Below are 12,927 nucleotides of genomic sequence, written 5' to 3'. Positions count from 1 at the left end.
CTGCAGGTGAGTACGTCCCATCTTGAGCACTGTGCTGAACTCGTCAGCCTTTTTGTAGAATGCTCCTACGAGGTGTTCAACAGCTTCAAGCAATACATTGCTTCGCAGCAGCAATGCCAGATGTAATGCTGTCGGATATGTATCATTGGTGGACTGACCAAAATTAGCATGGTCGTTTGGCGAAACGCGTTTGTAATCCCCTTTAACGCTACCAAGTTTTTCTGCAGCAAGATTACAAATCACTTCATTGCAGTTCATATTGGTTGACGTTCCGGCTCCCCCCTGAAGCCAGTCGGTCACAAACTGTTCCCGGTACTTACCATCAATTAATTGGTCGCAAGCCCAGATTAAAGCATCCGCAACATCAGCAGGAATTGTACCTAACTCCTTATTAGCCATCGCAGCTGCTTTTTTCACATAACCGAAGGCAATGATGAAGAAAGGCTCCTGACTCATTGGCATTTCAGTGATATGGAAATTATCTTTTCCACGAAGTGTCTGAACACCATAATAGCAATCATCCGGAATTTCACGCTCACCAAGGAAATCGCTTTCAATACGAGACATAATATTCTAACTCCATTATTTGAAAACAATGTGACAATAACAAATTGTTTAACCGGAGCTATGCTCTCGGAATTTGAATTCTTACATCATTGAAATAACATGTGATATCAATCTGTCAGAATTCTTCTGACAGTCAGTAACTGAATGCAGATTAACTGCCTGACTAATTATCAAATAGTAACTCTGTAACTACTTCCATAAAGAATGAAAATTATGATTCTATCAGACCATCATTGGTGCAATCACAAACCCAAATGTCACTCCTGCAATAACACCACCCAACCCGGGTAGCATAAATGGGTGATTTAATAAATAATTGCCCACACGGGTTGTGCCGGTAGTATCAAATTCCATCGCGGCGAGTGATGTTGGATACGTTGGAAGCACGAATACTCCCGTAACGGCAACATAAGATGCAAGAATTGCCCAGGTTGGTATGTTGAGTGCTACAGCCAGAGGAATAATTAACGGCGTAGTCGCTCCCTGTGAGTAAAGTAAAGCGCAGGTAAAAAAAAGAACTAATGCTAAAAGCATCGGATAAGTTTGTAAAATATCACCGGCGATATCTTTGATCTCAGTTAAATGCGCATCAATAAAGGTGGTACCTAAGGTTACAATACCAAGAATCACTGCCAGCGAACTCATTCCAGCACGAAATGTGGAGGTCAGAATAATGTCATCAGTAGACATCTTACACAGTATTACCATCAGGCAGGCAGCAGAGAGCATGCAAATAATAATAATATCGCGCGTTTCCATCGGTTTGCTGATATCAAAACCCGGACGCAATTGGGGGAATGCAGCAAGAATAACAATGGCGATCGTCGCCAGCATGAATAATCCGACGGAAAGCGTTGCACCAGGTTTGATGCTGTTATTATTCTCGTATTTTTGCACCAGACCTTTTTGCAGACGTTCAAGATATACTTCGTCATCTTGTAATTCACACCCCTGTCGGGAGGCGATAAAAGCAGCAACCATCGCGGCGACAAAAGAGGTGGGAAGGCATACCGACATCACCTGAATAAAACTGACGCCATTAACCTCCATAATAGTGAGCATAGCTGCCATTGCGGCACTGATTGGTGAGCCAGAAATTGCAACCTGTGAGGCGACAACTGAGCCAGCGAGTGTGCGGGAAGGCCGGATACCGGACTCTTTTGCTACTTCAGCAATTACCGGCAGTGTGGAGAAAACAATAAACCCGGTACCGGCCATAATGGTCATTAACCAAGTGATAATCGGTGCGATTATGTTGATATATTTTGGGTTACGTCGCATGAAATTACTGGCTAAACGTACCAGATAATCCATCCCACCTGCCGCCTGTAAGGCTGAAGCTGCCACAACTACGGTCATAATAATCAGGATCACATCGACTGGCGGTGATCCCATAGGCAGACCAAATCCCAGAGTCAGGATCGCAAGGCCAAGACCGCCGCATAAACCAATGCCGATTCCTCCCTGACGAATACCAAAAAATATTGCGCCAAGTACAACGATAATTTCCAGCCAAACCATGATGTTCTCCGTTGTAAATATAATCTTTGTAAAATAACTTTCTGGCTGTGATTTAGAATTATTGAGTTAAATGTTGATCTTTTCCGATACGATTTTCATACCATTTTATTCCTGCGCGAACGAGTGAAGCGGTTGAATCAATATAGCGTAAAGGTTGATCTTTAACGGCTTGTGACAGAATAATGGGAATTTCCGTACAACCAAGAATCAAGATCTCTGCTCCGCGGGAAAATAAATTTTCAGCCTGCTCTTCCATCAATTTTTGCGCATGTGTAACATTTCCCGCTTTAAGTGAATAAATGCTTTTCATCACATTTTTTTGGCCATCTGCATCCGGGGTGATATAGTTAAACCCTAACGATTCAATTCCTTTCTGGTATAATCCCATATACAGCGTGGCATCAGTGGCCAGGAGGCCAATTCTAGTTTTACCACAGACGCGAACTTCATCGACCGTAGTATCTATGATACTTAGTATATCAATATGGCAAGCATCTTTTAGTTCTTTAAACCAATAGTGTGCGGTATTACAGGGAATAACAATACATTCTGCTCCTGCATCTTCCAGTTTATGCATATAGTCACGCATAACGGGTAAAGGCGAGAGCCCGTTATGCATTAATGCATCGGTACGGTCAGGAATATCCGGGATAGAAGAAATAATTAAAGGTATATGTTCTTGATCTCGTTGTGCTGCTGTAAAGGTGACAAATTTATTAAATAAGTCGACAGTGGCGGCCGGCCCCATTCCACCGAGCACACCGATTAAACCTTTCACAATACTTACCTCTCAGAAAATCAATGCTCATAAACTTAAAAAACCATTTCTCCTTTTTTAACAGTCTCTAAAGGCTATGAGAAATGCAATGATGTACAATGCAATGCAAGACTTGCATGATGTAGTTTTGCAATATACATGAACCATATACTATTGTTGCATGAAGACCTATCATAATGATGAAAATAAACGCTTTTGGGAGAAGTGTTAAACTGGTTTAGATACAGAAAACGAATGGATTATGCATAAAACGAATAACTTAAATATGCTATCTGCATTCATTACCCCGGTTTTCGGGGGGTATACTAACTAAAATTTGATAATACTTGGATAATAGAAATGAAAAATATAGAGACCAAATGGTTATATGATTTCCTGACACTGGAAGCCTGTCGCAATTTCTGTCAGGCAGCAAAAGATCGTAACCTTTCACAACCAGCATTCAGCAGACGAATAAAAGCGTTAGAGTCAGCTATAGGTGTTGTTTTGTTCGATCGTACAACCTCTCCTTTACAATTAACTGAAGAGGGTAGGCTTTTTCACTCCCAGACACGCAGTTTAGTGCAACAGCTTGAATGCAATCTGAATGAGTTAGGGGGGGATAATTCATTCAATTTGCCTAATATTAAGATTGCAGCTGCGCACTCATTATCCCTCAGCATGCTACCTAAACTTCTGCACTCACTCACCACCTTAGGCGGAGACTTTATCTATCATGTTGAGGCTATTGATGTCGTCCAGGCCGTAAATACGTTACGAGAAGGGAAGAGTGACTTTATTATTTCATTTCGAGATGAGGAGTTTATGCAATCGCCATTTTGTTGTATAAAACTGTTTGAATCTGAGTTGTATCCGGTATGTGCTGCTGATCAACAGGGAAAACCGATTTTCGATCTTACCAATTCACAGGCTCCTTTGCTCGACTATACTCCAACTTCTTATATGGGCAGACTGGTTAATCGTCATTTGGCAGAACAGGGAGGGATAGCCGGACACACAATATTGGTATCTTCAATGAGTGAACTACTAAAAAATATGGCACTCAATGGACTTGGTATTGCCTGGCTCCCTCTCTGGTCAATCGCGGATGAACTGAACACAAAACGACTTGTGTGTCCGTGGCCTGCTAAATGGGCAGTGCCTATTCAGGCTTATATTTATCGTATGGATACTCGGCTGAACAAAACGGCTGAACACTTTTGGACGATTTTACGAAATAACATTAAAGAGAATAGCTAGAAACATCGTGGACAGTTTTTGTTGAGCACGACAAATCCACGTTTTTCTGGGGGTGAAGGGGGGGAATTCGTTAAACTGGATGTCTTTTGCTTTAATCAGTTCATCTCCTTCAGGATAATTCTGGCCATTGAGATCACTTTGAGAGGTATTTTTTTCTCTTTTCACATAGTAAATAATAACATTGTTTAATTAATAACAGAAAATATACTAAAATCAATAATTGTAATAATAAATTATTTGTTGTCCCAGATAAGTTAAGTGTCATTAAAATGCTGGACAATCCTCGCGTAACGGTATTTAATGACTACAGCACGTTCCAGGAAAAGCAGTGGAAGCAAATATTGGTCATTATGTCGAAAACACCGGAAACGTACTCTATATTGTGTAGTCATTTATTCAAATGACAGCGTATAAACAAATTGATCAGAATCACATTTTTTTGTGAAAATCATTGTCGAGAGGCAACATTTCATAGTAAGTGTATCCTACAGGTCATGTATAAAACCTACATCATGTAAACAAACTCATCGAATTGCACCTCCTGTTTGTGGAGGTGCTTTTTTGTGCACAGCTCCCCAGCCAGGCTGGGGGTTCCGGAAAGCTTTCAGTTTTGAGCCAGTTATTAAAACCTCTTTTGATTTGTTAAAACACCTTGCGGTATGGCAACAGCAAGTGTCAAACAAAAAATCAAAAGGGGGACCCAATGGGGAACGAAAAGAGCTAGCGCACCCCGATGGAACTGTAAATATCACATAGTTTTTGCGCCAAAATACCGAAGACAAGTGTTCTACAGAGAGAAGCGTAGAGCAACAGGCAGTATTTTGAGAAAGCTGTGTGAGTGGAAAAGCGTACGGATTCTTGAAGCTGAGTGCTGTGCAGATCATATCCATATGCTTGTGGAGATCCCGCCCAAAATGAGCGCATCCGGCTTTATGGGATATCTGAAAGGGAAAAGCAGTCTGATGCTTTACGAGCAGTTTGGTGATTTGAAATTCAAATACAGGAACAGGGAGTTCTGGTGCAGTGGGTACTAAGTCGATACGGTGGGTAAGAACACGGCGAAGATACAGGATTACATAAAGCACCAGCTTGAAGAGGATAAAATGGGAGAGCAGTTATCGATTCCCTACCTGGGCAGCGCGTTTATGGACCGTGAGTAACGAAGTTGGATGCAAATGTCAGATCGTGTGCGCCTGTTAGGGCGCGGCTGGTAAGAGAGCCTTATAGGCGCATGACCAGACGTATAAAAACCAACGGCAGAAGCGCGTTCATGTTCCGGGAACCAGCTGGTCACCATCCGGTTATTGGTCGGGAAAGCGGGCGCTTCGAAAATACCGGTTATCGCGCGCAGACCAATTAATGACATTAATCCCGTGGCAAAGCCCTGGAATAACGTCGCCACTGACCAGCCAAATATCGCAATAAAATAAGTCACGCGTGAACCTACGCGATCTAAAAACCAACCGCCGGGGATCTGACATAGCGTATAAAGCCAGGCGAAGGCCGAAAATACATAGCCCATTTCCGCTTTGGTAATGCCGAACTCTTCCTGAATATGGGCGGCAGCCACGGCCAGGTTAGCGCGGTCAACATAACAAATGACCACCGTAATAAAGATCATCACCAGCGTCAGATAACGCCGACGCCCCGGCTTTGCTGCATTAACGGGAATATCCATAGCGAGCTTTCTCCTGATTTTGGGCATAGCGAAGCCGCTCACCATGCCCTGTAATTTACAGAGGGTTATATTTTTGTATTGCTGTTTTAGTGCCCGATGAGGGGCTTACGTGGCAGGAATTACCACTCTGCTACGCTGTTATCTTCATGACGCCAGAGCGGATTACGCCAGTCCGGGGCATTTTTACTGAACTCAATAACTTTAGCTTCGTCGATTTCCACGCCTAAGCCCGGTTTCGTTAGCGGTTTAAAGAAGCCGCCGACCATGCTGAAGTCCTCTTTGTTTTTCACAAAGTCGAGTAACTCCGCGCCTTTGTTGTAATGAATGCCCATACTTTGTTCCTGAAGTACGGCGTTATAGGAAACAAAGTCGATATGCAGGCAAGCTGCCAGTGCAATCGGTCCGAGCGGACAGTGCGGCGCAAGGGTCACGTCATAGGCTTCTGCCATTCCGGCAATTTTGTAGCATTCGGTAATACCGCCTGCGTGGGAGAGATCCGGTTGCAGAATCGAAATACCACCCGCCTCCAGCACACGTTTAAAATCGAAACGTGAGAACATGCGCTCACCCGCCGCCAGTGGAATATGCGTTTGTGCCGCCAGTTTCGGGTAGTATTCGGCCTGTTCTGCCAGCACCGGCTCTTCAATAAACAGCGGGCGATACGGTTCCAGTTCTTTAATCAGTACTTTCGCCATCGGCGCGCTGACGCGACCGTGGAAATCAAGACCAAACTCAATCTGATTGCCAAAAGCTTCACGAATTTGTGCCACGGTGTTGACCGCCGCATCTACCGCGCGGGAGTTATCAATTAGCCCCAGTTCTTCACAACCATTCAGTTTGAAGGTATCAAAACCGATTTCGCGCAGGATTTTTATTCCGTCGATAACATTCGCCGGACGATCGCCGCCGACCCAACTGTAGGCTTTAATTTTGTCACGCACCAGGCCGCCCATCAGTTGCCAGACCGGCGAATTCAGCACTTTGCCTTTGATATCCCATAACGCCTGGTCGATCCCGGCAATGGCGCTCATCAGGATTGGACCTCCACGATAAAATCCGGCGCGATACATCACTTGCCATAAGTCATTGATGCGCGATGGATCCTGACCAATCAAATAGTCACCCAGCTCGTGAACTGCCGCTTCCACCGTACGGGCGCGGCCTTCGATCACGGGCTCGCCCCAGCCGACCACGCCTTCATCGGTTTCAATTTTCAGGAACATCCAGCGGGGAGGTAAACGATACGTGGTAATTTTGGTGATTTTCATTGCACTGCCTCTCGATACGCCTTAACAAATGCTGCTGCCTGCTGCGCGGTGCGTTCTACGGACTGCCCGGCGCGATAGAGATCGCTGCCTAAGCCTGCCCCTGCACAACCTGCGTCTATCCACTGCGCCAGGTTTTCTGGCGTCACGCCGCCAACGGCAAAGACTGCGATGTCCGGTGGTAATACCGCTTTTAACGCTTTGATGTATTGCGGACCAAAAGCCGATGACGGAAATATTTTCAGCGCCTGAGCGCCCGCGTCGAGCGCGGTAAAGGCTTCGGTCGCCGTCGCGCAGCCGGGGCAAACGGTCATGCCGTAGCCCACCGCACGGCGGATCACTTCACTATGGATATTGGGCGTAACGATGAGCTGGCAGCCCATCCTGGCGAGCACATCGACCTGTTCAGGTTTCAGTACCGTACCTGCGCCAATCAACGCCTTGTCGCCGTACGCATCAACGATGGCGGGAATGCTCTGCTCCCATTGTGGGGAATTCAGCGGGATTTCAACTGCGTCGAACCCGGCGTCAATCACCGCGCCAACATGCACCAGCGCCTCGTCGGGCGTAATGCCGCGCAAAATGGCGATCAGCGGGAGTTTAGTTTGCCACTGCATGAGCGATGCTCCTTATACCAGCCTGAAATGCCTTGTCGCCCGCCACCACCGCCACGTCGCAACCCATCGCCTGAAAGGCTTGCTGGTAGCGCGCGGTCAGCGATGTTCCGGCGACAAGGGTGATGGCGTGTTGATGGGTCACATAGTCGCGCATACTGGCAACCTCTGCGCCAATCAACAAACCAGAGAGAAATTCGCTGACCTGTTCGCGGGGAAGCGTTCCCAGCACATGCGAGGCGCGAACTTCAAAAAGCTGCGGCAATATGGCGGGCGCATTAAGGCCACGCTCAAGGCCAGCCGCGAAGGCATCGGCAGAGTTTTCCTGCGGCGGCAAACCTGCGCCAATCAATGAGTGATTTAACAGTAAATGATGTAATTCACCGGTCATTACGGTGCGAAAATCGTTGATTTGCTGGCTATCGGCCTGCACCCATTTGCAATGGGTTCCGGGCATAACATAAAGAGAGGAAGGAGCCAGAGCACGCGCGCCGATCAATTGTGTTTCTTCGCCGCGCATCACATTGTGGTTATCGTCATGAGAAACGCATAATCCGGGAATAATCCAGATATTGTCGCCAACCGACGTTAATTGTTCGCCAATAGACGAAAAACGGACAGGAACAGATAAATACGGCGCAACTTTCCAGCCGACATTGCTGCCGACCATTCCTGCCATCACCACTGGCGTATTTTCTTCACGCCAGTCGGCCGTCACTTCTGCTAACACCGCAGCCGGAGATTTTTCGTTCAGGCGCGTGACGCCTGCTTCTGATTGCCTGCTCTCCAGGCAGTGGTCGCCCTGATAAAGCCAGGCGCGCAGATTGGTCGATCCCCAGTCAATTGCGATGTAGCGAGCTGTCATGTGATTTCCTTTAACCTTCGTGTCGAGCTGGCGATCATGGTAAGCGCCGCCTGCTCTGCCGCATCGCCGTCCTGATGCCGTATCGCATCGAACAGCGCCTTTTGTTCCTGGAGCGTTTGCGGCATGTTGGCCTCATCACCCATCCAGGTTCGTTCAAATACCGCCCGCTGCAGCGAACTGATCGCAATGCTAAGTTGCTGTAACACCGGATTATGTACCGACTGCAGCACCGCCTCGTGGTAGCGAATATCCGCTTCGTTAAACGCTTCGCGGTCCTGATTGTTGGCAATCATCTCGTTCAGCGCCGATTCAATCTGCGCCAGATCGCTGGAAGTCGCGCGCTCTGCTGCCCAACGGGCAATCGCCGGTTCCACCAGATTTCGCACTTCGCTCATGGCACTGATAAGTCGTGGGTCGTAGTCGTTTTCCAGCACCCATTGCAGTACGTCAGTGTCGAGGTAATTCCACTGGTTACGCGGTGCCACAAACGCGCCGCGATAACGTTTCATTTCAATCAGCCGCTTCGCCATCAGCGAACGGAACACCTCACGGATGATGTTGCGCGAGGTTGCGAACTCCTCACAGAGCTCCGCCTCAGCCGGAAGCGGCGAGCCTAGCACGTATTTGCCGTGAACGATCTGTTTACCCAGCGTAATGACGATGCGATCGGTTTTATTGAGAGTCATGGAGAGTCCTTGTGCTCTGTATGTTCTTCTCTACTTTACCCCGATCGATGCATAACGCGGCAACTTTGTAGTACCAGCGTGATAACGTTCGCGTTTGCTGTGTGCGTAATGTAGTACAAGCTTATATTGCTGTACTACAATTTAGATCGCAAAAAGAACAATGCATAAAAAAATGACATGCGTCGGGCAGAAATGGAAAAGGGATATCAGGCGCTAAACAGGAGGGAAAGAAGAGTATGCTTTCAACGACTTAGTACTCAGACAGCAGCTTTTCCAGCGTCAGCGATGCGAATGAGGTAGTTCTGATTCATGACCGTTTTTATAATCCGGCTATGATATTTTTACCACATTGTCAGCGCGTTAAGGCGTGATGTTTTTGGCTGACGCTAGCCCAGCTTACTAAGGAGCATTGCCAGCTGCGGGCGGGTAAAGGATACCCCGCCGTCACGTACCGCAAGCCAGATAAATTGCCTTCCTCCTGGCGCTTGGTGAAAAGACACAGACCATCAGCCCAGAATATTTTAACAGTGTCACCCCGTCGGCCTCGGAAGATAAACAGGTGGCCGAAGAAGGGATTATAATTCAGCACATGTTGACCCTGTTTTCCCAGTCCGTTGAAGGATTTACGCATATCAGCTACCCCGGCAATGAGGCAGATACGGGTACCGGATGGTAGTGAGATCATCGTCTCCTCCTGGCTAACTCACGGATTAACACCTTGAGCAGCTCTGGTGAAGGATTTTCCAACACATCATGTTACTGAGACGGAACTCAACCTTACAGGAACTGACACTGACTGTGTTATGGGGGGAAATGGATAAAGATGGAGCAATAGACATCATCGTATTTTTCTGTTCATTCGGCGTTATCTCAACAGGTAATAATTTAACGCCAGCGTCAGAAGTAGTCGTTACAGGAAGACGCCGCGAAACAACACAGGTTCAGGAGAATAAGGTAGAGCGTCTATAGTCCTGTTTCCTCCATCTAGGATGTCTGATGGAAATTCATCAGATACACTAAGGATCCCCATAAAGTATTTTATTGGCACACATCAGACATCCTTTAGGTATCCAGCAAGTTATTGAACTATTGCGTCGTCTCGTTCAAACTTCTCTTTTATTGCCTCAATAATATATGAGCTAAAATCCAGAGATGTTTTTGTAGTGGCACAGTAAATTTGGCCACCTGATTAAAGGTGATATCCTCACCACAACACAAAACAGGTGACTTAATGAACAAGAAAACCAAACGTACTTTCACCCCTGAATTCAGGCTGGAATGTGCACAGCTAATTGTTGATAAGGGCTACTCATATCGACAAGCCAGTGAAGCGATGAATGTCGGTTCTACCACGCTTGAGAGTTGGGTGCGCCAGCTCAGGCGAGAGCGTCAGGGGATTGCGCCCTTTGCCACACCTATTACTCCAGACCAGCAACGTATCCGCGAACTGGAAAAGCAGGTTCACCGCCTGGAGGAACACAATACGATATTAAAAAAGGCTACCGCGCTCTTGATGTCCGACTCGCTGAACGGTTCACGATAGTTGCCAGACTGAGTGACAGCCACTCAGTTGTCAGCCTCTGTTCTGCTCTGGAAATACACCGCAGTAGTTACCGGTACTGGCGAAAACGACGCGATACGGTTAATCCGGCGCGAGTCAGGTTGTGCAGCGAAATACGCCGGGCGTGGAACCAAAGTAGGGGCTCTGCGGGGGCGCGCACGCTGGCTGAAATGCTGACCCAAAACGGCGTCCCGATGAGCCGTTACCGTGCCGGGCGTCTGATGAAATATCTGAACCTGAGCAGTTGTCAGCCCGGAAAACATCAGTACAAAAATGCTCGTCAGGAACATACCTGCCTGCCGAATCTGCTTGAGCGCCAGTTCGCTGTGCCCGAGCCAGATAGGGTATGGTGCGGAGATATTACGTATATCTGGGCAGGAAATCGCTGGTGCTATCTGGCGGTCGTCATGGATCTTTTTGCCCGCAGGGTTATCGGCTGGAGCCTGTCAGCGAATGCCGATACTGCCCTGATAAGCAGTGCCCTGCGGATGGCGTATGAGGTGCGTGGTCAGCCGCGGGACGTCATGTTCCATAGCGACCAGGGAAGTCAATATACAGGACTGAAATATCAACAACTTCTCTGGCGTTACAGGATAAAGCAAAGTGTCAGCCGACGGGGAAACTGCTGGGATAACAGTCCAATGGAACGCTTCTTCCGCAGTCTGAAAACAGAATGGGTGCCAACCGATGGCTACACAGGCAAAGACGTGGCCCGGCAGCAAATCAGCAGTTATATTCTGAATTATTACAATAGCGTCAGGCCTCACCATTATAACGGAGGGCTGACGCCGGAAGAGTCAGAGAACAGATATCATTTTTACTGTAAAACCGTGGCCAGTATTACTTGACCACTACAGTATCCTCTGCGATGCCGAAGTCGGGGTTCTACCCTTGAGCTCTTCCTTAAGCATGCCTATTCTGGATAGCATTACACTGCTTTGAGGGTATCCAGCAACGATAAGAACTGACTAGGGGGTGGAGTTCACCTGCTTCACAATTAGTAAGTTTGCTGTTATTTAGCTTATTATATGGCTCATCACTGTGACGTTTTTTAGCTAGGAAATGCAATGAAAATTGTGCAGACTAGTCTCTCCGAATCTGTTACTCAGCATCTTGCCGAGCGCATCCTGTGCGGCGAACTGCCAGCAGGTAGCGTGCTGCCTGGCGAAAATGAACTGGCAACAGTTTCCAGGGGTGGTTGAACTCCGCCTTCGCAAAATAAGAGCTTGGCGAAGGATATCGTTACTGTGGCGCAGTTCACGATTTTCACGCTCCAGCGTCTTTCAGACGCTGACGTTCAGCGGTGGTGAGTCCACCATCACCGCCCCCGGTATCCCACTCATGCTGGTTGTACACCAGACACGCAGAGTCTCCGGTGTACAGCCAATCTTTGGGACGATGGAACAAATTGCTGCCCATTGGGAGTCATATTCGCCCTGATTTTCCAGAACCATACGAACTGTCCGTTGACGGACTTCGGGGGAAAAACGAGTATTTTTAGCCATCCTGTTTACCTCTTTCTCAGGGAATTTAGTCTCCAAGATTTCCGGGGCGCTTCACTTAGTTATTAATTAAATACCCCCCCGTTTCTTAAGTGGATTTGTTTATTCACATCTCGTGAATATTAGAACATTATATGATTGTACATCCATATAGAGTTCCGAGGCAGAACGAGAGTGAATCATTGATTGATGCCAACCATAAGGTAATTATCTGGAAGAGGCCATAGTCTTCCGGAAGATATGAAAATAATATTTTCTTTTGTTCTGCGTCGTGTTATTTTTTCTTTGTCCGTTGGCAAGACGGATAGATAAATATTAAAACAAACAGACAAGATTCAGCATAGTTTACCTTCCGTCCCCTGCATCCTGGGGATTTTTTTTACTCAGTGATGGTAATCATACAGCCACAGATAACGGGAGCGATGTGTATTTTTCGGATCCACAACAGGACTGTTTTGAACAGAGGTATATTTTCCAGCAGTGACTGTCACTGTGGTAGCAAAATAAATATCCTCCGGCATAGCCGGAGGTTTTTCAAATGGGTGATGCTGCCAACTTACTGATTTAGTGTATGATGGTGTTTTTGAGGTGCTCCAGTGGCTTCTGTTTCTATCAGCTGTCCCTCCTGTTCAGCTACTGACGGGGTGGTGC

Annotated in this window: 11 protein-coding genes and 5 pseudogenes; 5 read left to right on the top strand and 11 right to left on the bottom strand. The window is 47.1% G+C overall.

The window, feature by feature from the left end; all coding sequences use genetic code 11:
- The 3 genes from ACJHW7_RS24735 to ACJHW7_RS24725 form a co-directional block, all read right to left on the bottom strand.
- Positions 1-567, bottom strand: a 567-nt coding sequence (locus tag ACJHW7_RS24735; RefSeq protein WP_410233584.1) for a lyase family protein, incomplete at its 3' end; no start/stop codon positions are given.
- A gap of 222 nt (positions 568-789) precedes the next feature.
- Complete coding sequence (locus ACJHW7_RS24730) at positions 790-2,088, bottom strand: anaerobic C4-dicarboxylate transporter (protein ID WP_000262197.1); 1,299 nt, start codon at positions 2,086-2,088, stop codon at positions 790-792.
- Positions 2,089-2,146: 58 nt separating this feature from the next.
- On the bottom strand, positions 2,147-2,866 hold the full coding sequence (locus tag ACJHW7_RS24725) for an aspartate/glutamate racemase family protein (protein WP_000677248.1): 720 nt from the start codon (positions 2,864-2,866) through the stop codon (positions 2,147-2,149).
- Positions 2,867-3,205: 339 nt separating this feature from the next.
- On the opposite strand from ACJHW7_RS24725, the gene hypT reads away from it, so the two are divergent.
- Positions 3,206-4,105 (top strand): hypochlorite stress DNA-binding transcriptional regulator HypT, encoded by a 900-nt coding sequence (gene hypT, locus ACJHW7_RS24720; RefSeq protein WP_000789106.1) that lies wholly within the window; start codon positions 3,206-3,208, stop codon positions 4,103-4,105.
- Between the two features lie 703 nt (positions 4,106-4,808).
- Positions 4,809-5,265: pseudogene (gene tnpA / locus ACJHW7_RS24715) on the top strand (IS200/IS605 family transposase).
- Between the two features lie 74 nt (positions 5,266-5,339).
- Here the strand turns inward: tnpA and ACJHW7_RS24710 are convergent.
- The 7 genes and pseudogenes from ACJHW7_RS24710 to ACJHW7_RS24680 all read right to left on the bottom strand — a co-directional run.
- Positions 5,340-5,828, bottom strand: a pseudogene (locus ACJHW7_RS24710) (MFS transporter); the annotation flags it as partial.
- Positions 5,829-5,902: 74 nt separating this feature from the next.
- Positions 5,903-7,051 (bottom strand): galactonate dehydratase, encoded by a 1,149-nt coding sequence (gene dgoD / locus ACJHW7_RS24705; protein ID WP_000705006.1) that lies wholly within the window; start codon positions 7,049-7,051, stop codon positions 5,903-5,905.
- Positions 7,048-7,665 (bottom strand): 2-dehydro-3-deoxy-6-phosphogalactonate aldolase, encoded by a 618-nt coding sequence (gene dgoA, locus ACJHW7_RS24700; protein ID WP_001198735.1) that lies wholly within the window; start codon positions 7,663-7,665, stop codon positions 7,048-7,050. The genes dgoD and dgoA overlap by 4 nt, the downstream gene beginning before the upstream one ends.
- Complete coding sequence (dgoK, locus tag ACJHW7_RS24695) at positions 7,649-8,527, bottom strand: 2-dehydro-3-deoxygalactonokinase (protein ID WP_000127080.1); 879 nt, start codon at positions 8,525-8,527, stop codon at positions 7,649-7,651. The genes dgoA and dgoK overlap by 17 nt, the downstream gene beginning before the upstream one ends.
- Positions 8,524-9,213, bottom strand: a complete 690-nt coding sequence (gene dgoR / locus ACJHW7_RS24690; RefSeq protein WP_065749834.1) for a D-galactonate utilization transcriptional regulator DgoR — start codon at positions 9,211-9,213, stop codon at positions 8,524-8,526. Before dgoR ends, dgoK begins: the two co-directional genes overlap by 4 nt.
- A gap of 386 nt (positions 9,214-9,599) precedes the next feature.
- A pseudogene (tnpB, locus tag ACJHW7_RS24685) lies at positions 9,600-9,898 on the bottom strand (IS66 family insertion sequence element accessory protein TnpB).
- Positions 9,899-10,291: 393 nt separating this feature from the next.
- Positions 10,292-10,381: pseudogene (locus tag ACJHW7_RS24680) on the bottom strand (molecular chaperone GroEL); the annotation flags it as partial.
- A gap of 27 nt (positions 10,382-10,408) precedes the next feature.
- Here ACJHW7_RS24680 and ACJHW7_RS24675 point away from each other — a divergent pair.
- Both ACJHW7_RS24675 and ACJHW7_RS24670 read left to right on the top strand, forming a co-directional pair.
- Positions 10,409-11,622, top strand: a protein-coding gene (locus tag ACJHW7_RS24675) for an IS3-like element ISEc31 family transposase (RefSeq protein ID WP_085967273.1) whose coding sequence is annotated in 2 segments (ribosomal slippage) — positions 10,409-10,703 and positions 10,703-11,622 — 1,215 coding nt in all. Because the reading frame shifts where the segments join, the coding sequence is not laid out codon by codon here.
- Positions 11,623-11,841: 219 nt separating this feature from the next.
- Positions 11,842-11,976, top strand: coding sequence for a GntR family transcriptional regulator (locus tag ACJHW7_RS24670; RefSeq protein WP_000706914.1), 135 nt, complete (start codon positions 11,842-11,844; stop codon positions 11,974-11,976).
- Here the strand turns inward: ACJHW7_RS24670 and ACJHW7_RS24665 are convergent.
- Positions 11,960-12,279, bottom strand: a pseudogene (locus tag ACJHW7_RS24665) (transposase); the annotation flags it as partial. The gene ACJHW7_RS24670 and the pseudogene ACJHW7_RS24665 overlap by 17 nt on opposite strands.
- Before the next feature lie 593 nt (positions 12,280-12,872).
- Between ACJHW7_RS24665 and ACJHW7_RS24660 the strand changes: the two are divergent.
- Positions 12,873-12,927: IS1 family transposase (locus tag ACJHW7_RS24660; RefSeq protein WP_129692851.1), on the top strand; the 55-nt coding region annotated here is incomplete at its 3' end.

The sequence above is a fragment of the Escherichia sp. WS1152 genome (genome assembly GCF_046487665.1).
Lineage (GTDB): Bacteria > Pseudomonadota > Gammaproteobacteria > Enterobacterales > Enterobacteriaceae > Escherichia > Escherichia coli.
The sequence above is the reverse complement of the archived record's forward strand: the minus strand, read 5'-3'. Positions and strand labels throughout refer to the sequence as shown.